The organism is Ralstonia soli, assembly GCF_023955655.1.
GTDB lineage: Bacteria > Pseudomonadota > Gammaproteobacteria > Burkholderiales > Burkholderiaceae > Ralstonia > Ralstonia soli.
This window is the reverse complement of sequence record NZ_JAMXHT010000009.1, coordinates 1-20,582: the sequence shown is the minus strand read 5'-3', so window position 1 is coordinate 20,582 and position 20,582 is coordinate 1. Positions and strand designations below refer to the sequence as shown.

Annotated in this window: 16 protein-coding genes and 1 tRNA gene; 10 read left to right on the top strand and 7 right to left on the bottom strand. The window is 64.8% G+C overall.

Features of this window, described 5'->3' with window-relative positions; genetic code table 11:
* Positions 1-208: 208 nt before the first annotated feature.
* From NG900_RS22545 to NG900_RS22515, 7 genes are all read left to right on the top strand, one after another.
* Entirely contained in the window at positions 209-958 is a 750-nt protein-coding gene (locus NG900_RS22545; protein WP_252683936.1) for a GntR family transcriptional regulator, read from the top strand.
* Between the two features lie 94 nt (positions 959-1,052).
* Entirely contained in the window at positions 1,053-2,462 is a 1,410-nt protein-coding gene (locus NG900_RS22540) for a nucleobase:cation symporter-2 family protein (RefSeq protein WP_252683934.1), read from the top strand.
* A gap of 4 nt (positions 2,463-2,466) precedes the next feature.
* Positions 2,467-3,897, top strand: coding sequence for an 8-oxoguanine deaminase (locus tag NG900_RS22535; protein WP_252683932.1), 1,431 nt, complete (start codon positions 2,467-2,469; stop codon positions 3,895-3,897).
* 195 nt (positions 3,898-4,092) lie between these two features.
* Positions 4,093-5,055, top strand: a complete 963-nt coding sequence (gene puuE / locus NG900_RS22530) for an allantoinase PuuE (protein WP_252683930.1) — start codon at positions 4,093-4,095, stop codon at positions 5,053-5,055.
* Positions 5,052-5,585, top strand: a complete 534-nt coding sequence (gene uraD / locus NG900_RS22525; RefSeq protein ID WP_252683928.1) for a 2-oxo-4-hydroxy-4-carboxy-5-ureidoimidazoline decarboxylase — start codon at positions 5,052-5,054, stop codon at positions 5,583-5,585. Before puuE ends, uraD (NG900_RS22525) begins: the two co-directional genes overlap by 4 nt.
* Before the next feature lie 288 nt (positions 5,586-5,873).
* Positions 5,874-6,356 (top strand): 2-oxo-4-hydroxy-4-carboxy-5-ureidoimidazoline decarboxylase, encoded by a 483-nt coding sequence (gene uraD / locus NG900_RS22520; RefSeq protein ID WP_252684334.1) that lies wholly within the window; start codon positions 5,874-5,876, stop codon positions 6,354-6,356.
* Between the two features lie 138 nt (positions 6,357-6,494).
* Entirely contained in the window at positions 6,495-7,565 is a 1,071-nt protein-coding gene (locus NG900_RS22515; protein WP_252683926.1) for a porin, read from the top strand.
* 204 nt (positions 7,566-7,769) lie between these two features.
* Here the strand turns inward: NG900_RS22515 and NG900_RS22510 are convergent, their stop codons facing one another.
* Complete coding sequence (locus NG900_RS22510) at positions 7,770-10,091, bottom strand: NADP-dependent malic enzyme (protein ID WP_252683924.1); 2,322 nt, start codon at positions 10,089-10,091, stop codon at positions 7,770-7,772.
* 305 nt (positions 10,092-10,396) lie between these two features.
* On the bottom strand, positions 10,397-11,041 hold the full coding sequence (locus NG900_RS22505) for a DUF4136 domain-containing protein (RefSeq protein WP_252683922.1): 645 nt from the start codon (positions 11,039-11,041) through the stop codon (positions 10,397-10,399).
* Between the two features lie 154 nt (positions 11,042-11,195).
* Between NG900_RS22505 and pepN the strand changes: the two genes are divergently transcribed.
* The 3 genes from pepN to NG900_RS22490 all read left to right on the top strand — a co-directional run bounded on the left by pepN (position 11,196) and on the right by NG900_RS22490 (position 15,118).
* Positions 11,196-13,898, top strand: a complete 2,703-nt coding sequence (pepN, locus tag NG900_RS22500) for an aminopeptidase N (RefSeq protein WP_252683920.1) — start codon at positions 11,196-11,198, stop codon at positions 13,896-13,898.
* 51 nt (positions 13,899-13,949) lie between these two features.
* Entirely contained in the window at positions 13,950-14,966 is a 1,017-nt protein-coding gene (locus NG900_RS22495) for a class 1 fructose-bisphosphatase (RefSeq protein ID WP_252683918.1), read from the top strand.
* A 76-nt stretch (positions 14,967-15,042) separates the two neighbouring features.
* Positions 15,043-15,118 (top strand) — tRNA-Thr (locus NG900_RS22490).
* Positions 15,119-15,252: 134 nt separating this feature from the next.
* Here NG900_RS22490 and NG900_RS22485 read toward each other — a convergent pair.
* From NG900_RS22485 to NG900_RS22465, 5 genes are all read right to left on the bottom strand, one after another.
* The gene (locus NG900_RS22485; RefSeq protein WP_252683916.1) at positions 15,253-17,208 is read right to left on the bottom strand and encodes a sigma-54-dependent Fis family transcriptional regulator; all 1,956 of its coding nucleotides are present in this window, start codon (positions 17,206-17,208) and stop codon (positions 15,253-15,255) included.
* A 142-nt stretch (positions 17,209-17,350) separates the two neighbouring features.
* The gene (locus tag NG900_RS22480; protein WP_252683914.1) at positions 17,351-18,931 is read right to left on the bottom strand and encodes a GMC family oxidoreductase; all 1,581 of its coding nucleotides are present in this window, start codon (positions 18,929-18,931) and stop codon (positions 17,351-17,353) included.
* A 34-nt stretch (positions 18,932-18,965) separates the two neighbouring features.
* Positions 18,966-19,538, bottom strand: a complete 573-nt coding sequence (locus NG900_RS22475) for a gluconate 2-dehydrogenase subunit 3 family protein (protein ID WP_252683912.1) — start codon at positions 19,536-19,538, stop codon at positions 18,966-18,968.
* A gap of 74 nt (positions 19,539-19,612) precedes the next feature.
* Positions 19,613-20,395, bottom strand: a complete 783-nt coding sequence (locus NG900_RS22470) for a lipoate--protein ligase family protein (RefSeq protein WP_252683910.1) — start codon at positions 20,393-20,395, stop codon at positions 19,613-19,615.
* The coding region (locus tag NG900_RS22465; RefSeq protein ID WP_252683908.1) for a 2-oxo acid dehydrogenase subunit E2 at positions 20,395-20,582 on the bottom strand (188 nt) is incomplete at its 5' end. The genes NG900_RS22470 and NG900_RS22465, both read right to left, overlap by 1 nt.

Genomic DNA, 20,582 nt, shown 5'->3' with positions numbered 1-20,582 from the left:
CATGCCAAACCGGCAAAGCCGTCGCTCGTTCTGGGTCCGACTCCCAGCCTCGGTGGGGACTCGAGACAGGGATTTCCCTAGTTTGTCGGAAACCCGAACGCATTTTGTTGACAATATTGAGGGCCCACACGAATAATTGTCAACAGATTTTCGCAGCGGCTTCGCAGTCGACTTGTGTTGCGCTGCACTACTCAAAGGCGGATCTGCCATGTCCAAGAATCTCAAGCTGGTCTCCACGGAAACGGCGTCGAAGTCGGGCACCAAGGCATCGGGAGCAATGCGTATGTCGGTCGAAGAGCGGATGTACCACGAGATCTACGACGCGATCATGGAGCACCGCCTGCCTCCGCGCACGAAGCTGACGGAGCATGCGCTTTGCGAAATCTATGCCACCGCGCGCCATACGGTGCGCAAGGTCTTCTCTCAACTGGCCGCTGACGGCCTGGTCGACCTGGAGCCGAACCGCGGCGCGTTCATCGCCGCGCCCTCCATTGACGAGGCTCACGCCATGTTCGAACTGCGCCAGATCCTGGAGCACGCCGTGCTCGACAAGGTCGGCCACAGCAGCAACCCCAAGGCGGCCATCGCACCGTTGGTCCAGCTCGTCAAAGAAGAGCGCGAGGCCTTCGTCACGCACGACCGCCCGCGCTGGATCCGCCTGTCTGCGGAGTTCCACGTTGCGCTGGCCGAGCAGTCGGGCAACCCGCTGGTGGTCGAGATGATGCGCCGCCTCGTGTCGCGCACGACCCTCATGATCGCCAGCGTCGAAGCCCCGGGCAACAACGCCTGCTCGTTCGACGAACACCTGGACATTCTCAACGCCCTGGAGCGTGGCGACGCGAGTGCCGCGCAAGCCCACATGGCCCAGCACTTGCAATGCTGTGCCGACCGCGTGCGCCCGGAGGCGCCAGCTGATTTCGACCTGCGCTCGGTATTGGGCCCGCGCAACAAGGTCTAGGACCCGTTTTGCTGTATCGGGCGAGCTGGCACGTCAGAGGCTGGCCGCTCCAAGCCGGACGCCGTCCGGCTCACCATTCAAAGGAGACGTTTTTATGGCAAGCAGCACCATCGCCGCCCCCACGGCGGATCTGACCAACGAGCGCGTCGCTTACGGACGCCTGCTGGCCCTGGGCCTGCAACATGTATTGGTCATGTATGCAGGCACCGTGGCGGTGCCGCTGATTGTGGGCGGTGCACTGCATCTGCCCAAGGAGCAGCTCGCATTCCTCATCAATGCCGACCTCTTCGCCGCCGGCCTGGCCACGCTCATCCAGGCGTTCGGCGTGTGGAAGTTCGGTATTCGCATGCCCGTCATGATGGGCGTGACCTTCGCCTCGGTCGGCCCGATGATCGCCATCGGCACCGACCCGAGCATCGGCCTGCTGGGCATCTACGGCGCGGTGATCGCGGCGGGGATATTCGGGATCATCGTCGCGCCGCTGATGGGGCGCGTGCTCGGGCTCTTCCCGCCGGTCGTGACCGGCACCGTCATCACGCTGATCGGCATGTCGCTGATGGGCGTGGGCATCAACTGGGCCGCAGGCGGGCAGCCGACCAAGAAGGCAGTGGTGGACGGTGTGCTGCAGACCGTGCCGAACCTCGACTACGGCAACCTCGGTAACCTGGGCATTGCGCTGGCGGTGCTGGTCATCATCCTGTTGCTGACTAAATACGGCAAAGGCCTGATCGGCAACATCGCCGTGCTGCTGGGCATCGTGATCGGTACGTTCATCGCCATGGCGTTCGGCAAGGTCAGCTTCGCCGGCATTGCGGATGCAGAGTGGATGGCCGTCATCACACCGCTGCACTTCGGCATGCCGACGTTCCACTTCGGCGCCATCGCCTCGATGTGCATCGTGATGCTGATCACGCTGGTGGAATCGACCGGCATGTTCCTGGCGCTGGCCGAGATCACCGGCAAGAAGCTCTCCACCGATGACCTGACCCGCGGCTTGCGTGCTGACGGCTTGGGCACCGTGATCGGCGGCCTGTTCAACACGTTCCCGTACACGTCGTTCTCGCAGAACGTGGGGCTGGTGACCGTCACGGGTGTGCGCTCGCGCTTCGTGGCTGCCATGGGCGGCGTCATCCTGATCGCGCTGGGCCTGTTTCCGAAGATGGCGCACATCGTGGCATCGGTGCCCTCCTTCGTACTGGGCGGCGCAGGCATCGTGATGTTCGGCATGGTGGCGGCAACGGGCGTGCGCATTCTGGGCTCGATCGATTTCAACAAGTACCGCCACAACCTGTTCATCGTGGCGATCTCGATCGGCTTCGGCATGATCCCGACGCTGGCTCCGACCTTCTTCCAATACCTGCCGCATTGGCTGGAGCCGGTCACGCACAGCGGCATCGTGCTGGGCACGCTGGTCGCGGTCATCCTGAACCTCTACTACAACGGCATGCAGTCGGCCGAGCACGCAATGCGCGACGCTGCCGCCAACACCCACGGCACGGAGTAATCGCATGAACGCCACTGTCGCGCACACCGACGCGCGCCCGACCTCGTTGCTGATTGCCCGTCATGCCGACGTGCTGGTCACCATGGATGCGCAACGCCGCGAGATCCCCGATGGCGCCCTGGTGGCGCGCGGTGGCGTGATCGAATGGGTGGGTGCCACGGCCGATCTGCCCGCGCAGTATCGCGATGCCATCGGCCAACCCAACGTACGTGTAATGGAGCTGCGTGACCACGTGGTCACGCCAGGCTTCGTCAACACGCACCACCACATGTACCAGAGCCTGACGCGCGCGCTGCCCGCCGCGCAGGACGCCGAACTGTTCGGCTGGCTCACGAACCTGTATCCGGTGTGGGCGGGCCTCACGCCGGAGATGGTGCGCGTGTCCACGCTCACGGCGATGGCGGAACTGCTGCTCTCGGGTTGCACGACCTCCAGCGACCACCTGTATCTGTATCCCAACGGCAGCCGGCTCGATGATTCGATCGAAGCCGCACAGCAGATCGGCATGCGCTTTCATGCCGCGCGCGGCAGCATGAGCGTCGGCCGCAGCCAGGGGGGCCTGCCGCCGGACCGTGTGGTCGAGGGCGAAGAAGCCATCCTCAAGGAAACGCAGCGCCTGATTGAAACGTGGCACGACGCCGATCGCCACTCCATGCTGCGCATGGTGGTGGCGCCGTGCTCGCCCTTCTCTGTCTCGCGCGATCTGATGCGCGAATCGGCCAAGCTCGCGCGCAGCTACGGTGTGTCGATGCACACGCACCTTGCTGAGAACGACAACGACATCGCCTACTCGCGCGAGAAGTTCGGCATGACGCCGGCCGAGTATGCAGAAGACCTCGGCTGGGTCGGCCACGACGTCTGGCACGCGCACTGCGTGAAGCTCGACGCGCACGGCATCGACGTGTTCGCACGTACCGGCACGGGCGTGGCGCACTGCCCTTGCTCGAACATGCGCCTGGCCTCGGGCATCGCGCCCATCCGCACCATGCGCGACGCCGGCGTGCCCGTCGGCCTGGGCGTGGACGGCAGCGCCTCGAACGACGGCGCACACATGCTGGGTGAAACGCGCCAGGCGATGCTGCTCGCGCGCGTTGGCTTCGGCCCCGCGGCAATGAGCGCGCGCGAGGCGCTGGAAATCGCCACGCTTGGCGGCGCCCGCGTGCTCAACCGCAATGACATCGGCGCGCTCGCACCGGGCATGTCCGCCGACTTTGTCAGCTTCGATCGCCACCAGGTCGGTTTTGCCGGCGCCGACCACGACCCGGTTGCCGCGCTCGTCTTCTGCGCCCCGTCCAACGTGGCGCACAGCGTGATCAACGGGCGCGTGGTTGTCGAAGACGGCCGCCTGACCACGCTTGAACTCGACGCCCATCTCACGGTTCACCGGAAGCTCGCGCTGGAACTGGCGCAGGCTGCCCGGGCAGTCTCGGCCTGACGTGATGGAGGCTCGCCAATTTCATGACAAGACCGCACAACTGCGGCGTTCCTGCAACAGCGACAACCCAGCGCCTTCAAGCTGCTGGACCCGCCCGCTGGCAGGAACAACATCCAACCGTGATGTCGTGAATTTGGAAAGCGCCATTCAACCGTCTGACCGGTGTTGTATGAAGTCTCCTCGACCCAAAAAATCATGACCAACAATAGCTATCCGCGCGATCTCATCGGTTACGGCAAGAATCCGCCCAACGCCAACTGGCCGGGCGGCGCGCGCGTAGCACTGCAGTTCGTCCTCAACTACGAAGAAGGCGGTGAAAACTGCGTGCTGCACGGCGATGCCGGCTCGGAGCAATTCCTCTCCGAGATCATCGGCGCAGCCGCCTACCCTGCTCGCCACATGAGCATGGAGGGCATCTACGAATACGGCTCGCGCGCGGGCGTCTGGCGCATCCTGCGCGAGTTCGAAAAGCGCGGCCTGCCGATGACGATCTTCGGCGTGTCGATGGCCCTGCAGCGCCATCGCGACGTGACGCAGGCCTTCGTTGACCTGGGCCACGAAATCGCCTGCCACGGCTGGCGCTGGATCCACTACCAGAACATCGACGAAGCCACCGAACGCGAGCACATGCGCATCGGCGTCGAGATCATCCGCGAGCTGACCGGCAACGCGCCGCTCGGCTGGTACACCGGCCGCGACAGCCCCAACACGCGCCGCCTGGTGGTCGAGCACGGCGGCTTCGCCTACGACGCGGACTACTACGGCGACGACCTGCCTTTCTGGACCGAAGTCGAAACCTCATCCGGCGAGACCAAGCCGCACCTGGTGGTGCCGTACACGCTCGACACCAACGATATGCGCTTCGCCAGCCCGCAAGGCTTCAACACGGGCGACCATTTCTACCAGTACCTGAAGGACGCCTTCGACGTGCTGTACGAAGAAGGCGACCCCAACGGCCTGGCCGCACCGAAGATGCTGTCGATCGGCATGCACTGCCGCCTGCTGGGCCGCCCGGCGCGTTTCCGCGCGCTGCAGCGCTTCCTGGATTACGTGCAATCGCACGACAAGGTGTGGATCTGCCGGCGCATCGACATCGCCAATCATTGGATGCAGAACCACCCGTATGCAAAGCAACCCGTTTTGAGCACCGCAGCATGAGCCAGACCACGTACACCGCTCCTTACACCATTCAGCAGCTCAACGGCATGGACGCAGCGCAGTTCGTGCAAGTGTTGGGCGGCATCTACGAGCACTCGCCGTGGGTGGCCGAACAAGTCGCCACGCAGCGCCCGTTTGCCTCCGCCGATGCGCTGACTGCCGCCATGCGCCACGCCGTGGACGCTGCTGGCGTTGAGCCGCAGCTCAAGCTCGTGCGCGCTCACCCGGAGCTGGCCGGCAAGGCCGCCGTGCGCGGCGAACTGACCGCTGAATCGACGCGCGAACAGAGCGGCGCCGGCCTGAACCAGTGCACGCCGGAAGAGTTCGCCCGCCTGCAAGAACTCAACGCCCGCTACAACGAGAAGTTCGGCTTCCCGTTCATCCTGGCGGTGCGCGGCTACGACCGCCACGGAATCATCGACAACTTCAGCAAGCGTGTTGACAACGACCGCGATACCGAGCTGCGTACGTCGCTGGAACAGATTCATCGCATCGCGGGTTTCCGCCTGCACGATTTGATTTCAGGCTAGCAACACCACGCCGCGAACGTGGCGTGCACGGGGCGTCGCCCGGCCGGAACCCTGAACGGCTGGTCCCTGACCGCAGCAGAGAATGCGGCGGGGATATGCGGCACAGAACCTTAGGGATGAAAGACCATGCAGTGGACGATCCAACGCGGTATCACGACGGTTGCAGCAACGGCCGCGCTCGCAGTGCTGAGCGCGGGCGCCAACGGCCAATCGCCCGCGCCACAGCCCCACCAACCCGCACACGCCAAAGCCGCGCACACCACATACACCATCGCGCAACTCAATGCGATGAGCGACGCCCAGTTCGTGCAGATCGTCGGTGCCGTCTACGAGCACTCGCCGTGGGTGGCCGAGCGCGTCGTGTCGCAACGCCCGTTTGCCTCGGCCGAGGCGCTGCGCTCCGCCATGCGCCGCGCGGTACAGCAAGCGGGTGAAGCGCAGCAGATCAAGCTCGTGCGCGCCCATCCGGAACTGGCGGGCACAGCGGCCGCGCGAGGCGAGATGACTGCTGCGTCGACCAGCGAACAAGGCGGTGCGGGCCTGAACCAGCTGACACCGGAAGAGCTGGCACGCCTGCAAAGCCTGAACGCCCGTTACAGCGAGAAGTTCGGTTTCCCGTTCGTGATGGCGGTGCGCGGCCATGATCGGCAGGCCATCTTCGCCGCCATGACCCAGCGGCTGAACAACGACCGCGACACCGAACTGCGCAATTCGCTGGAGCAGATCGATCGCGTCGTGAGCTTCCGCTTGAATGATTTGATTTCAGGTTAATCAGTACAAACAACGCTGTGGGCGCGGTGTCATGGGGCGTAGGACACCGCACGGCACGGAACCTGACCGGCCGCGTGTGACCGCAACAAAGAGTGCGGCACACCCCGCAGCGAACTTTCAACAACAAAGGAGGTAGCTATGCAGTGGAACATGAAGCGTGGCGCGGCTGCGCTGGCAGTGGCATCGGCACTGGGGGCAATGAGCGCCGGTGCACAAGCGCAGTCGTCGGTCATGCTTTACGGCCAGGTGGACGCCTGGGCCGGTGCAACCAAGAACCTGGGCGCGTCCGACCGCGCATGGGGTGTCAACTCCGGCGGCATGTCGACGTCGTACTGGGGCATGAAGGGCAGCGAAGACCTGGGCAACGGTCTGAAGGCGCTCTTCTCGCTGGAAGCCTTCTTCCGCCCCGACACCGGCAAGGCTGGCCGCTTTGACGGCGATACGTTCTTCGCACGCAACGCCAACGTGGGTCTGTCCTCCAATTCCTGGGGCACGATCAAGCTCGGCCGCATCACGCCGCCGTACTTCGTCTCGACGATCCTGTTCAACCCGTACGGCGATTCGTATACGTTCTCGCCGATGATCTTCCATACCTACCTCGGCAACGGCCTGACCGGCGCCGCGGGCATTTCGGGTCTGGTGGGAGATTCGGGCTGGAACAACTCGATCCTGTACTCGACGCCGGACTTCAATGGCCTGACCGCCAACTTCATCTATGGCGCGGGCGAGCAAGCCGGCCACAACGGCCAGAACAAGTGGGGCGGCAACGTCCTGTACTTCCACGGCAACTTCGCGGCCACCGCAGCGTTCCAGCAAGTGCGCTTCAACTCGAACCCAGGCGACCTGAACGCGCTGGTGACGGGTTTCTCGCGCCAGACGGCGGGCCAGCTGGGTGCCACGTATGACTTTGGCGTGGTCAAGCTGTACGGTCAGTACCAGTACATCAAGAACACGATCAACACGGGCGACGCCAAAAGCAACGGCGGCCAGCTGGGCGCATCGATTCCGCTGGGCCCGGGCAGCATCCTGGCATCGTATGCCTACACGAAGACTTCGGGCGCTGCCGACGTGAAGCGCAACACCTGGGCGGTCGGTTACGACTACTCGCTGTCCAAGCGCACGGACGTGTATGCCGCGTATTTCCGCGACAAGGTCTCGAACCTGAGCTCGGCCGACACCTTCGGCGTGGGCATCCGCGCAAAGTTCTAAGCGGTTGCTTTCCTTGTCACCGCCCCGCGCTTCGACACGCGGGCGGATCATTCCAACGGCGTTCCGAGGCTCGGGCGCCGTTTTTTTTGCCTGCAGATTTCCGGTTCTCAAACCCGCATGAAAAAACGGCGCCTGAATCGCTCCAGGCGCCGTCCTTTCTTGGGCTACCGCACACGGCAGCCCAGCGTATTGACCATCAACCGATCAGCGAGCGGCCGACACGTCCGCCACCGCCAGCGCCGTCATGTTGACGATGCGGCGCGACGTGGCCGACGGGTTCAGGATGTGCACCGGCTTGGCCGCGCCCAGCAGGATCGGGCCCACCGTCACGCCCTGCCCGCCCGTGATCTTGAGCAGGTTGAACGCGATGTTGGCGGCATCCAGGGTCGGCATCACCAGCAGGTTGGCGCTGCCCGAGAACGCGCTCTTGGGCAGGAAGTGATGGCGAATGTCTTCCGACAGCGCCGCGTCACCCTGAATCTCGCCTTCCACCTGCAGCTCGGGAGCTTCGGTCTTGAGCAGGTCGTATGCCGCGCGCATCTTGCGGGCCGACGTGCTCTTCGACGAGCCGAACATCGAGTGCGACAGCATCGCGACCTTCGGCTCCTGGCCGAAGCGGCGCACTTCTTCTGCCGCCAGTTTGGTGATGTCGGCCAGCTCTTCAGCGCTCGGGTTCTCGTTGACGAACGTGTCGGTGATGAACAGCGTGTGCTTCTCGAGCATCAGGCCGTTCATGGCGGCGAACACCTTGGCGTTCGGTGCCAGCCCGATCACGTCGCGCACGTGCTCCAGGTGCGCATCAAAACGGCCAACGGTGCCGCACAGCATGGCATCGGCATCGCCCAGGCGCACCAGCATCGCGCCGATCAGCGTGTTCGAGCGGCGCAACTGGGACTTGGCCATGTCCGGCGTCACGCCATTGCGGCCCATCAGTTCATGGTAGGCGCTGTGATACTGATGGAAACGCGGATCATCCTCCGGGTTGATCAGCTCGAAATGCACACCGGCCTTCAGGCGCAGGCCGGCCTTCTGGATGCGCATTTCGATCACGTGCGGACGGCCGATCAGGATCGGCTTGGCCAGGCCTTCGTCCACCACCGTCTGCACGGCACGCAGCACGCGCTCTTCCTCACCTTCGGCATAGACGACGCGCTTCGGGTTGGCCTTGGCGGCCGAGAACACCGGACGCATGGTCAGACCCGTGTGGTACACGAAGTCGCTCAGTTGCGCGCGATAGGCGTCCAGATCCTTGATCGGGCGCGTGGCCACGCCGGACTCTTCCGCGGCCTTGGCAACGGCCGGCGCAATCTTCTCGATCAGGCGCGAATCGAACGGTTTCGGGATGATGTAGTCCGGGCCGAAGGTCAGGTCCTGCCCGGCATAGGCCTGGGCTACGGCGTCATTGGTTTCGGCTTCGGCCAGCTCGGCGATGGCCTTCACGCACGCCAGCTTCATCGCTTCCGTGATCTTGGTGGCGCCGCAATCCAGCGCACCGCGGAAGATGTACGGGAAGCACAGCACGTTGTTGACCTGGTTCGGATAGTCCGAACGGCCCGTGGCGATGATGCAGTCCGGGCGCGCGGCCTTGGCCACTTCGGGGCGGATTTCCGGCTCGGGGTTGGCCAGCGCCAGGATGATCGGCTTCGGCGCCATGGTCTTGACCATCTCGGCGGTCAGCACGCCGGCGGCCGAGCAACCCAGGAACACATCCGCATCGCGCACGATGTCAGCCAGCGTGCGGGCCGACGTGTCCTGCGCGTAGCGTGCCTTGTTCGCTTCCATCTTGGCGTCGCGGCCAACGTAGATCACGCCCTTGGAGTCGACCACGTAGACGTTCTCGCGCTTGACGCCCAGGCCCACCATCACGTCGAGGCAGGCAATCGCCGCGGCGCCCGCGCCCGACACCGCCACCTTCACGCTGCCGATGTCCTTGCCGACCACCTTCAGGCCGTTGAGCAGCGCCGACGACGAGATGATCGCCGTGCCGTGCTGGTCATCGTGGAAGACGGGGATGTTCAGGCGATCACGCAGCTTCTGCTCGATGTAGAAGCACTCGGGTGCCTTGATGTCTTCGAGGTTGATGCCGCCCAGCGTCGGCTCCAGCGAGGCGATGATGTCGACCAGCTTGTCCGGATCGCGCTCGGCCAGCTCGATGTCGAACACGTCGATGCCGGCAAATTTCTTGAACAGGCAGCCCTTGCCTTCCATCACCGGCTTGCTGGCCAGCGGGCCGATGTCGCCCAGGCCCAGCACAGCGGTGCCATTGGTGATCACGCCGACCAGGTTGCCGCGCGAGGTGTATTCGGCCGCCAGCGACGGGTCCTGCTCGATCGCGGTACACGGATAGGCCACGCCCGGGGAATACGCCAGCGACAGGTCGCGCTGGTTGATCAGCGCCTTGGTCGGGCGCACCTCGATCTTGCCGCGCGTCGGGGCGCGGTGGTATTCAAACGCGGCGCGGCGCAGTTCGGCCTCGGCGCCTTGATCTTGGGAAGCGGGCGAGGCGTCGTGGAGCTTGTCGTTCATATCGATGAATCCTGATGGGGCCTGATGGGGGCGTTCCGCAGATGAGACGCACACGCGCTCAGGCAGAGACACCCGGGCACGGAGTGGCAGAAAACTGTGGGAACAGGGGGAAACCGGGAGTGAGGCCGCAAGCGTTGCGGTGCACCGTCAAAAGGGTAGCGACGGGGCGCAGGCGGCGCCGGCCAGGGGTGGCGGTCGGCGCGAGATGGGATGGGGTGACAACGCTCAAGCGGGGTACGGCTGGCGGCCTACAAATTAGGTCAGGCATTTTAACGTAGACCAGCCGCCACGCCCACTCAGGCGCACTACTTAGGTGCCGGTTTCACCGATGGATCAACCGGCAGCTCGACGAGCACCGGCTGCGCGTTCGGCGCCGGGAAATTGGCGAACGCGCTGCGGATCAGGTACGGCATGACGGCGGCGAGCGAGCCGTCCCCGCCCTGCGTCTGCGCCGTCACCTGATACACGCGCTTGCCGGTGGCGGCTTCGTCGATGTCGACGTGATAGGCATAGAACGGCACCTGCACGTTGGTATCGACATATTGCGGACCCCACGGGCCCCAAGGCCCCCACGGGCTGCGCCACGGCCCCCACGGGCCTGGGCCCAGGTACGGATCGGGGTACACCGGCTGGCGCACCTGCACAAGGCGCGTGGCCGTCGAGTAGTCCAGCCGAACGAGATAGCGTGCGCTGGCGCGCGGGGCGGTGGTAAAGCCGTGGGCAGCAAGCTGGTCGGACGTCCAGGCCTCGTAGGTCTGACGCTCCAGGTCGTTCTGCTGCGCTGCGGTACGCTCGAACGCGTAGGTGCGCGGCGGGGCGTCGTTCCAGCCGGGCTGCCTGAAGGCCGTCACCTGACTGGTGACCGTGCTCGCGCAGCCCGCCAGCAGGCTGGCCGCCATCAGCGCGCCGGCCATCGGCCAGATGCCCGATGTCTTGATCCACTTCCACATAGAAATTCCCCCTACTCTCAATCAGACAGATGGCTTTGCACGCCCGGAACTGGCTGCGCACGGCCTGTTGGTCAGAGTCGCGCGCCGCCTGGAAGATTCCCGCCGAGGGCCTGAGTACAATGGTCTTTTGCGTTCCGCTACGAGGATGTTACCGATGTTGCGCACCGATACCGCCGTGACGATTTACCGCAAGGACTACACCGCCCCTGCCTTCCGCATCGACGAAGTGGCGCTGGAGATCGACCTTGTGCCCGAGCGCACCCGCGTCGTCAACCGCATGCGCATGACGCGCACGGACGCCGGCAAGCCGCTCGTGCTGGCAGGCGAAGGGCTGGAACTGGCGGGCGCAACGGTGGATGGCCAAGCCGTGTCCGGCCTGCACACCGACGACGACACGCTCACCATCGACGCCGTCCCGGCCGAGGTTGGCGCCAGTTTCACGCTCGAGCTCACCACCTACTGCAATCCCGCCGCCAACTCGTCGCTGATGGGGCTGTACGTGTCCAACGGCAACTTCTTCACGCAGTGCGAGGCGGAGGGCTTTCGCAAGATCACCTACTTCCTCGACCGGCCTGACGTGATGACGGTGTACACCGTGACGTTGCGTGCGTCGAAGGCGGACTACCCCGTGCTGCTGTCCAACGGCAACCTCGTGTCGAAGCGCGACCTGCCGGACAGCCGACACGAAGCCGTGTGGCACGACCCGTTCAAGAAGCCGTCGTACCTGTTCGCGCTGGTGGCGGGCAAGCTCGAATGCATCGAAGAGCGTATCCAGTCCGCCTCGGGCAAGGAGAAGCTGCTGCAGGTGTGGGTTGAGGCGCAAGACCTGGGCAAGACGCGCCACGCGATGGACTCGCTCATCCACTCGATCCATTGGGACGAGCGCCGCTTCGGGCTGGAACTCGACCTCGATCGCTTCATGATCGTCGCCGTGGGCGACTTCAACATGGGCGCGATGGAGAACAAGGGCCTGAACATTTTCAACACGAAGTACGTGCTGGCCAATGCCGAGACCGCCACCGATGTGGACTTCGCCAACATCGAGTCGGTGGTGGGCCACGAGTACTTCCACAATTGGACAGGCAACCGCGTCACCTGCCGCGATTGGTTCCAACTGAGCCTGAAGGAAGGCCTGACCGTATTCCGCGATCAGGAGTTCTCCGCCGACATGGCAGCACAGGCTGGCAACGAAGCGGCAGCGGCGAGCGCGCGCGCCGTCAAGCGCATTGAAGACGTGCGCCTGCTGCGCCAGGCACAGTTTCCGGAAGACGCGGGCCCGATGGCCCACCCGGTGCGCCCCGACAGCTACGAAGAGATCAATAACTTCTACACCGTCACCGTGTATGAGAAAGGCGCGGAGGTCGTGCGCATGTACCAGACCCTGCTGGGCCGCGACGGCTTCCGCAAAGGCATGGACCTATACTTCCAACGCCACGACGGCCAAGCCGTCACCTGCGACGACTTCCGCGCTGCCATGGCGGATGCCAATGGCCGCGACCTCACGCAATTCGGCCGCTGGTATAGCCAGGCCGGCACGCCGGTCGTTGCCGTGGAAGGCCATCACGATGCGGCCACGCACACCTACACACTCACACTGCGCCAGCGTTGCGAGCCGGTCGGTATCGAAGTGAACAGTGGCATCCAGAAGCAGCCGTTCCACATTCCGTTTGCGGTGGGCCTGATCGATGCACAAGGCCGCGACTTGCCACTGCGCCTGCGCGGTGAAACCGCATCGACCCAACCCGCAACCACGCGCGTGCTCGACTTCACGCAGGCCAAGCAGACCTTCGTCTTCGAAGACGTGGCCAAAGCGCCGCTGCCCTCGCTGCTGCGCAATTTCTCGGCACCAGTCATCGTCGAATACGGCTACACGACCGAGCAGCTCACCTTCCAGCTCGCGCACGATTCCGATCCGTTCAACCGCTGGGAAGCCGGCCAGCGCCTGGCCACCGACACGCTGCTGCGCATGGTGGCCGACATCCAGCATGGCCGCGCGCCAGCGGTCGACCCTGCGCTGGTGGAAGCCCTGCGCGCCGTGGTAGCCGACGCCACGCTCGACCCGGCCTTCCGCGAGCAGATGCTGATCCTGCCGGCCGAAAGCTACCTGGCGGAGCGCATGGATGTGGCCGACCCGGCCGCCATCCACACCGCGCGCCGCACGCTGCGCCGCACGCTGGCCGAAGCCCTCAACGCCGAACTGCTGCACGCCTACCAGAACAACCTGACCGAAGGTGCCTATTCGCCTGATGCGGTGTCCGCCGGCAAGCGCGCGCTCAAGAACATCGCTCTGGGCTATCTGGTCGAGACCGAGGCGCCCGAAGCGCTAGCCCTGGCCGAACAGCAATACGCCCGCGCCACCAACATGACCGACCGCATGGGTGCCCTTTCGGCAATGGTCGCCAGCTACGCTCCGGGCCGCGAAGCCGCATTGGCCGACTTCTACACACGCTTTGCGGACGACGCCCTGGTCATCGACAAGTGGTTCTCGCTGCAGGCGATGCAGCCGGGCGGTGCCGGCAAGCCCACGCTGGAAACCGTGCGCGCGCTGATGGCGCATCCGGCCTTCACGCTGCGCAACCCGAACCGCGCCCGCTCGCTGATCTTCAGCTTCTGCTCTGGCAACCCGGCGCAGTTCCACGCTGCCGACGGCTCCGGCTATGCGTACTGGGCCGAGCAGGTGCTGGCGCTGGACGCCATCAACCCGCAGGTGTCCGCCCGTCTGGCGCGCGCGCTCGACCGCTGGCGCAAATACGTGCCGGCGCTGCGCGATGCCATGCAGGACGCGCTCAAGCGCGTGGCAGCCCACCCCAGCCTCTCGCGCGACGTGCGCGAGATCGTCGGCAAGGCACTGGCCTGACGGGATGCAAACGTCAGATATCGTAAAATCGCGCCCGTCTCAGGAGAACCCATGAAGCGCATCAACCTCACCCGCTACCTGATCGAAGAACAGCGCGAGCACAACACCATCCCGGCCGAGCTGCGCCTGCTGCTCGAAGTCGTGGCGCGCGCCTGCAAGGCGATCTCGCACAGCATCAACAAGGGCGCCCTTGCCGGCGTGCTCGGCTCAGCCGGCACCGGCAACGTGCAAGGCGAAACCCAGCAGAAGCTGGACGTGATCGCCAACGAAGTCCTGCTCGAAGCCAACGAATACGGCGGCAACCTGGCCGCCATGGCCTCGGAAGAGATGGAGTCGTTCTACGAGATTCCGCACCGCTACCCGAAGGGCGAATACCTGCTGCTGTTCGATCCGCTCGACGGCTCGTCCAACATCGACGTGAACGTGTCGATCGGCACGATCTTCTCGGTGCTGCACATGCCCAAGGCCGGCGAAGCCGTGACCGAAGCTGATTTCATGCAGCCCGGCGCCAAGCAGGTCGCTGCCGGCTACGCCGTGTACGGCCCGCAGACCACGCTGGTGCTGACCGTCGGCAACGGCGTTCACATGTTCACGCTCGACCGCGAAGTCGGCAGCTTCATCCTCAGCAGCCGCGACGTGAAGATTCCGGCCGACACGAAGGAATTCGCCATCAACATGTCGAACATGCGCCACTGGGCCCCGCCCGTGCGCCGCTACATCGACGAATGCCTGGCCGGCACCGAAGGCCCGCGCGGCAAGGATTTCAACATGCGCTGGATTGCCTCGATGGTGGCTGACGTGCATCGCATCCTGACGCGCGGCGGCATCTTCATGTACCCCTGGGACAAGCGCGAGCCGGGCAAGGCCGGCAAGCTGCGCCTGATGTACGAAGCCAACCCGATGGCCTTCCTGGTGGAACAGGCCGGCGGCGCGGCCACCAACGGCGAGCAGCGCATCCTGGATATCCAGCCCGAGAAGCTGCACCAGCGTGTGGCCGTGGTGCTGGGCTCGAAGAACGAAGTGGATCGTGTCACGCAGTACCACCTCGAAGCGGGCAAGACGGCGTAACCACGCCGTGTAAGGTCAGTGTTTCAGCGGCTCTTGCAGGGCAACAAAAAGTTCTGTTAGAATCGCTGTTTCCGACGCCGCTGTAGCTCAGTCGGTAGAGCAGCGCATTCGTAATGCGAAGGTCACCAGTTCGATTCCGGTCAGCGGCACCAGAATAAAAAAAGGGTTACAGGTTCTGCCTGTAACCCTTTTTGCATTTCTGCCCACCACGAACTGGCATTCGACCGGCTCCCCCCTCCCTCATCCGCATCGCTCGTCCAGCCTGAGACGCAAGCCCCTCGCTTCCCTACTGCTGATTCGGCGCGACAATTCCGAAACGCTCCATCTGGCGATAGACCGTCGCGCGGGCAATGCCCAGCTCGTGCGCCACCTGGGTGATGCGCCATTTGTTCCGGCGCAAGGCCGCCAGCAAGGTTTCACGCTCGCTGTCCGGTGCCGCATCGGCCGTGGCTGACACCACGTCTGCCGCGCTGTCCGTCACGCTTTCCAGAATCTCCGGCGGCAACGCATCGATGTCGATCAGGCCGTCATCGCTCATGGCAAGGGCGAAACGCAGCACGTTGCGCAACTGCCGCACATTGCCCTGCCACGGGTAGCCGCGCAGCACTGCCAGCGCGGCCGGCGCCAGTTCTGCATGCATGTCGAGCTGGCGCGCCTCTTCTTCGACGATGCGCGCGATCAGGTAGTCCTTGTCGCGCCGCTCGCGCAGCGTCGGCAGGTGCAGCGTGGCACCGCACAGGCGGTAGTAGAGATCCTCGCGGAAGCGCTGCTCCGCAATCAGCTGACGCAGGTCGCGGTGCGAGGCGGCAATGACGCGCAGGTCGACCGGGATCGGCTTTTCCGAGCCCAGCGGCATCACCTCGCGTTCGGACAGCACGCGCAGCAGCCGGCTCTGCAGATGCAGCGGCATGTCGCCGATCTCGTCGAGGAACAGCGTGCCGCCGTCTGATTGGGCGATCAGGCCACGCATGCCCTTGCTGCGCGCGCCGGTGAAAGTGCCGGGCGTGTAGCCGAACAGCTCGCTTTCGATCAGCGATTCGGGGATGGCCGCGCAGTTGACCGCAACGAACGCCTTGCTACGACGCTCGCTGGCGGTATGCAGTGCCTTGGCCAGGACTTCCTTGCCGGTACCGGTCTCGCCCTGCACCAGGATGTTGAGCGGCTTGTTGGCCAAGCGCTTGGCCTGCAGGATCAGCCGCTGCATCTGCGGATCATCGGCGCCGAGGGCCTCCAGTGCGGCGCTGGCCTCGGGGCTCGGCAATGCCGGTTGAGACGCCGTCGCAGACGGTGTGGACGGCTTGCCGGGTGCGCCGCGCGGCGGAATGCCCGTCGCGTAATACAGACCGTGGTCGAACATCCGCACGGCGGTGCGTTCCGACGAGGTGCCAGCACGCGCAATGCGCCACAGCTCGCTCATGTTTTCGCGGAACACTTCGGTCAGCAGATGGCCGCGCACATCGGCGTGGGGATCGCTCTCGAGCCGCAGCTTGCGCCGTCCGCCGCTGTTGATGCCGCGGATCACGCCATCGGCATCGAAGGCGACCATGATTTCGCTGTCCACATCGACCAAGGACCAGGTCGAGCCCAGCCGCAGAATCCACTGATCACGGAAGTAGCGCAGGAAGTTGGCGTCTTCGATCTTCTGCGCGTACATGGCCGTCATCTGCAGCGCGAGATGCTGCCCTTCGCGCGGCGCCGGTGCAGTCAGTGCGGACACATCGAGCACGCCCAGGAAGTTGCCCGTGGGATCAAACAGCGGTGCGCTGTTGCAGGTGAGCGTGATGTGACAAGCGTCGAAGTGATCGGTCTGGTGGCACGTCACCGGAGCCTGCTCGACGATGCATGCGCCCACAGCGCAGGTGCCGGCGCGTGATTCGCTCCAGTCGGCGCCGAGGTAGAGGCCGGATCGTTTGAGCTCGCGGTCGAGGTTGTCGTTGCCGATGAAGTCCACCGTCACGCCGTAGGCATCGGTCAGCAGCAGCACGTAGTCGAGGCCCGAGACACGCTTGTAGAGCTGCTCCATGCCGGTGCGCGCGACGCTCAGAAAATCTTCGATCTGGTCCTTGTGCTCGCGTAGGCGCTGCGCCTCGACGATGTAGGCAGGCGTGGGGCGGCTGGGGTCGCGGCCGTAATCGTCGAGGCAGCGCCGCCATGAACGCTCGATGACGCCATGCGCCTCGCCCGGCTGCTGCGAAAAGGCGAGCAGCCGCTCGATATGTGCGCGGTGTGCTTTTTGCTGCACGACTGTCTCCTTAGCCGCCGCATTTGTAGGGTGCGAAGCCCGCGCCGCCGGTCTTTGCCGGCCTTTGGACGAGGGCAGATGCGGTTCTACGCTAATCGATTTACCCGGATGCCGCAACGCAATGGCAACCGGGTTGGCTGGCTTAGATTTCCTTCCGGTTCAATGCCCCGGCAATGTATTCCGCCTGCCGGATTGCCAGCGCCACGATGGTGAGCGTCGGGTTGGCCGCCGAACTGGACGTGAACTGGCTGCCGTCCGAGATGAACAGGTTCTTCACGTCGTGCGCCTGGCCCCACTTATTGACCACGCCGTCGCTGGCCTTCGCGCTCATGCGATTGGTACCCATGTTGTGGCTGGCCGGATAGGCGGGCATGTCGATCACACGCGTCGCGCCCACCGCCTCCGACACCTTGCGCCATTGCACGAGGCCATGGGCCGCGATCTTGTCGTCGTTCTCGTGATAGGTCTTGGTAACGATGGGAATGGGCAGGCCGTACTGATCTTTCTCCGTGGGGTGCAGCGTGATGGTGTTCTGCTCGCGCGCCAGGTCTTCGCCGCACACCCAAACGCAGCTCATGTGGTCGTACATCTCCATGGCCGAGGTGAAGTCGCGCCCCCAGCCCCCCGGCTTCATGAACGCGGCGGTGTACGGCAGGTGAAGCGCCAGCCCTTCGAGGTAATACCCGCCGACAAACCCGCGCTTGGTGTTGAGCGGCACCTCATCGGCCACCACCGCTGCGATGTCGAAGCCGCGGTACATGTAGACCGGCTTCTTGTGGATCGACACCGCTGCGGCCGTGGCGTGGTTCATGTAGTTCTTGCCCACCTGCCCGGACGAGTTGGCCATCCCATTCGGGAACAGGCTCGATGCCGAGTTCAGCAACAGCCGGGGCGACTCGATGGAGTTGCCCGCCACGCAGACCACGCGCGCCTTCTGCAGTTGCTTGCGGCCCTGGTTGTCGACGTAGAGCACGCCATTCGCACGGCCCTGCTTGTCATGCTGGATCTGCAGCACCATCGACTCGGGCCGCAGCTCGACCTTGCCCGTAGCCTGCGCGCGCGGCACTTCGGTGTAGAGCGTTGACCATTTCGCACCGATCTTGCAGCCCTGCATGCAAAAACCGATCTGCATGCAGCCGGGGCGGCCGTCGTACGGCTCGGAGTTCGAAGCGGCGGGGCGCACGATGTGCTTGTAGCCGACCTTCCTTGCACCTGCCTCGATCACCTTGTAGTGGTTGTTCGGCGGCATGGGCGGCAGGCCGCTGGCCTTGGTGCCGCATACGCCCATCTTCTTCTCGGCCAGCTCGTAATACGGCTCCAGCTCGGCCAGCGTGATGGGCCAGTCCAGCACGTTGGCCCCGTCGATGGCGCCGTAGGTCGTGCGGGTGTGGAAGTCGTGCTCCTGAAAACGCAGTGCCACGCCAGACCAGTGCACCGTGGAACCGCCCACGCCCTTCACGATCCAGGCCGGCAGGTTGGGATACGTCTTGGTGTGGTGCCAGCCCCCCGCCGAGATGCGCTTGTCGAGCCACGAGATCTTGTTGAACATGGCCCATTCGTCGTTCTCGAAATCGGCCTGCGTGTAGTGCTTGCCCGCTTCCAGCACCACGCATTTGACACCGCGCTGTGCCAGCTCGTTGGCGAGTGTGCCGCCGCCCGCGCCCGAGCCGACGATCACGACGACGCTGTCATCGTCGAGGGAAAACTTTGCCTGATCCGTCATGATGCTTGTCTCCGTATTTTTTATGCGCCGAGGCTCAGAGCCAGTCGATGTCGTCAAAGCCGCGGTTCAGGTAGCCGCCCTTCTGCCACGACGAACCCTCGTAGCCGAACAGCGGCCACAGCTTCTTGTTGTTGTAGAGACCAGTGACCAGATCGCCCTGGACCTTCTTGAAGAAGGGTGTGGCCTCGATGTCCTTGAGCAGCGCGACACGCTGGTCCTCGGTCTTCACCTGGACGTAGGGCACGCCGTACCGTTGCTTGGCGCGTTGATCCAGATCGTGCACGCCATCGGTCAGCAGCGTCTTCACCGCCGGGTCCTTGGCTGCTGCCGCGTCATACGGCGCGACGGCCTCGACGTAGAACTTCTCGGCCAGCTTGTCGTGCGGATAGATGTCGCGCGCCATGCGCAACAGGGTCTTGCCGGCGGCCATGCCCAGGCGCGGAAAGCTCTGCTCAACCGCCACATCCTTGCTGGCCGCGATGGCCGCGGGAACGACCGTGACGCTGATGGCGGCCAAGCCGCTGCCGCGTAGAAAACCCCGGCGCGACACCTTCGGTTGCTTGTCCAAAACGCGCATGGCAGAGCCAGCGGCTGGCGTGGGTTTCATATTGGTTGCCTCCTTTTGTGGGCGAGCACAGTGCGCGCCTTATCTTGTTGAAATGCACAACGTTGACCGTGGGCTCACGGGCCCGCCGCAGCGGACAGGGTTGCCTGCGCCGTATGCCACGCGCGGCGGGAAGGCTGGGATGGATTGGTGGGGTCGTGTTCGCCGAGCACATCGACGAGCATGTGATGCAGACCTTCTGCCAGCACGGTGGCCATCAGCGGCACACCGAGTTGCTCGGTGCACGACGTGGTGCAGGCCTGCAGGCGCTGCGCGTCGGCCGGGCTCGCGCCCAATGCCGCGCACAGCAGCGGCCAGTCCGGCGGCGAGATGAGCGTGCCGCACGTCAGCAGCACACCCGTGCGCCGCCGCACCTGCGCAAGGCCGACGATCTTGCGTTGTCCGACCACCACCTCCCACGGCGACAGCCCACCGAAGCAGGCCCACTTGAGCGACCGGTCCGGCGGTGCCATCTGCAACTCTTCGGGCGGCACCGCATAGGCGGGGATGCCGAGATCGCGCAGCAGCCCCGCATGCAGCACCCCCAGCCAGCGGTAACTCGATACCGTGCCGGTGCCGGCCACCAACGGGTGATCGGCCGGTAGGACGATCGACGCCGACAACATCCACGGCCCGGCCAGCACCGCACCGCCGCCGGCATCGCGCACGACCACCGGCGTGGCACCGCCTGCCATGCCCGGATGCAACGCCGCCTGCGCACGCCCCAGGACGACACCGGGCGCGGCATACGTCCACAACCGCACAGCGGGCCGCAGGACCGGTTGCGCAAGCTGCGCGCGGTTCCAATCCTGCTCGTCTGCGCAGTGGATGCCATCGGAGAGAAAGGCGGGGGCGAGCATCACAGGCCTTCGACGGTTTCCAGCCGCGTCTTCAGATCGGTCAGGAAGCGCGCGGCCGGATAGCCGTCCACCGCGCGGTGATCGAAGATCAGATGCAGGCCCATCATGGGCGCGATCATGATGCTGTCGTCCTTGACCACGACCCGCTTGGCCACGCGCGTCACACCCAAAATGGCGACCTGCGGCA

Bases quoted from the DNA above. Each gene is read 5' to 3' on its own strand.
- NG900_RS22545 (WP_252683936.1), top strand. From the start codon at position 209: ATGTCCAAGAATCTCAAGCTGGTCTCCACGGAAACGGCGTCGAAGTCG.
- NG900_RS22540 (WP_252683934.1), top strand. From the start codon at position 1,053: ATGGCAAGCAGCACCATCGCCGCCCCCACGGCGGATCTGACCAACGAG.
- NG900_RS22535 (WP_252683932.1), top strand. From the start codon at position 2,467: ATGAACGCCACTGTCGCGCACACCGACGCGCGCCCGACCTCGTTGCTG.
- puuE (WP_252683930.1), top strand. From the start codon at position 4,093: ATGACCAACAATAGCTATCCGCGCGATCTCATCGGTTACGGCAAGAAT.
- uraD (WP_252683928.1), top strand. From the start codon at position 5,052: ATGAGCCAGACCACGTACACCGCTCCTTACACCATTCAGCAGCTCAAC.
- uraD (WP_252684334.1), top strand. From the start codon at position 5,874: ATGAGCGACGCCCAGTTCGTGCAGATCGTCGGTGCCGTCTACGAGCAC.
- NG900_RS22515 (WP_252683926.1), top strand. From the start codon at position 6,495: ATGCAGTGGAACATGAAGCGTGGCGCGGCTGCGCTGGCAGTGGCATCG.
- NG900_RS22510 (WP_252683924.1), bottom strand. From the start codon at position 10,091: ATGAACGACAAGCTCCACGACGCCTCGCCCGCTTCCCAAGATCAAGGC.
- NG900_RS22505 (WP_252683922.1), bottom strand. From the start codon at position 11,041: ATGTGGAAGTGGATCAAGACATCGGGCATCTGGCCGATGGCCGGCGCG.
- pepN (WP_252683920.1), top strand. From the start codon at position 11,196: ATGTTGCGCACCGATACCGCCGTGACGATTTACCGCAAGGACTACACC.
- NG900_RS22495 (WP_252683918.1), top strand. From the start codon at position 13,950: ATGAAGCGCATCAACCTCACCCGCTACCTGATCGAAGAACAGCGCGAG.
- NG900_RS22480 (WP_252683914.1), bottom strand. From the start codon at position 18,931: ATGACGGATCAGGCAAAGTTTTCCCTCGACGATGACAGCGTCGTCGTG.
- NG900_RS22475 (WP_252683912.1), bottom strand. From the start codon at position 19,538: ATGAAACCCACGCCAGCCGCTGGCTCTGCCATGCGCGTTTTGGACAAG.
- NG900_RS22470 (WP_252683910.1), bottom strand. From the start codon at position 20,395: ATGCTCGCCCCCGCCTTTCTCTCCGATGGCATCCACTGCGCAGACGAG.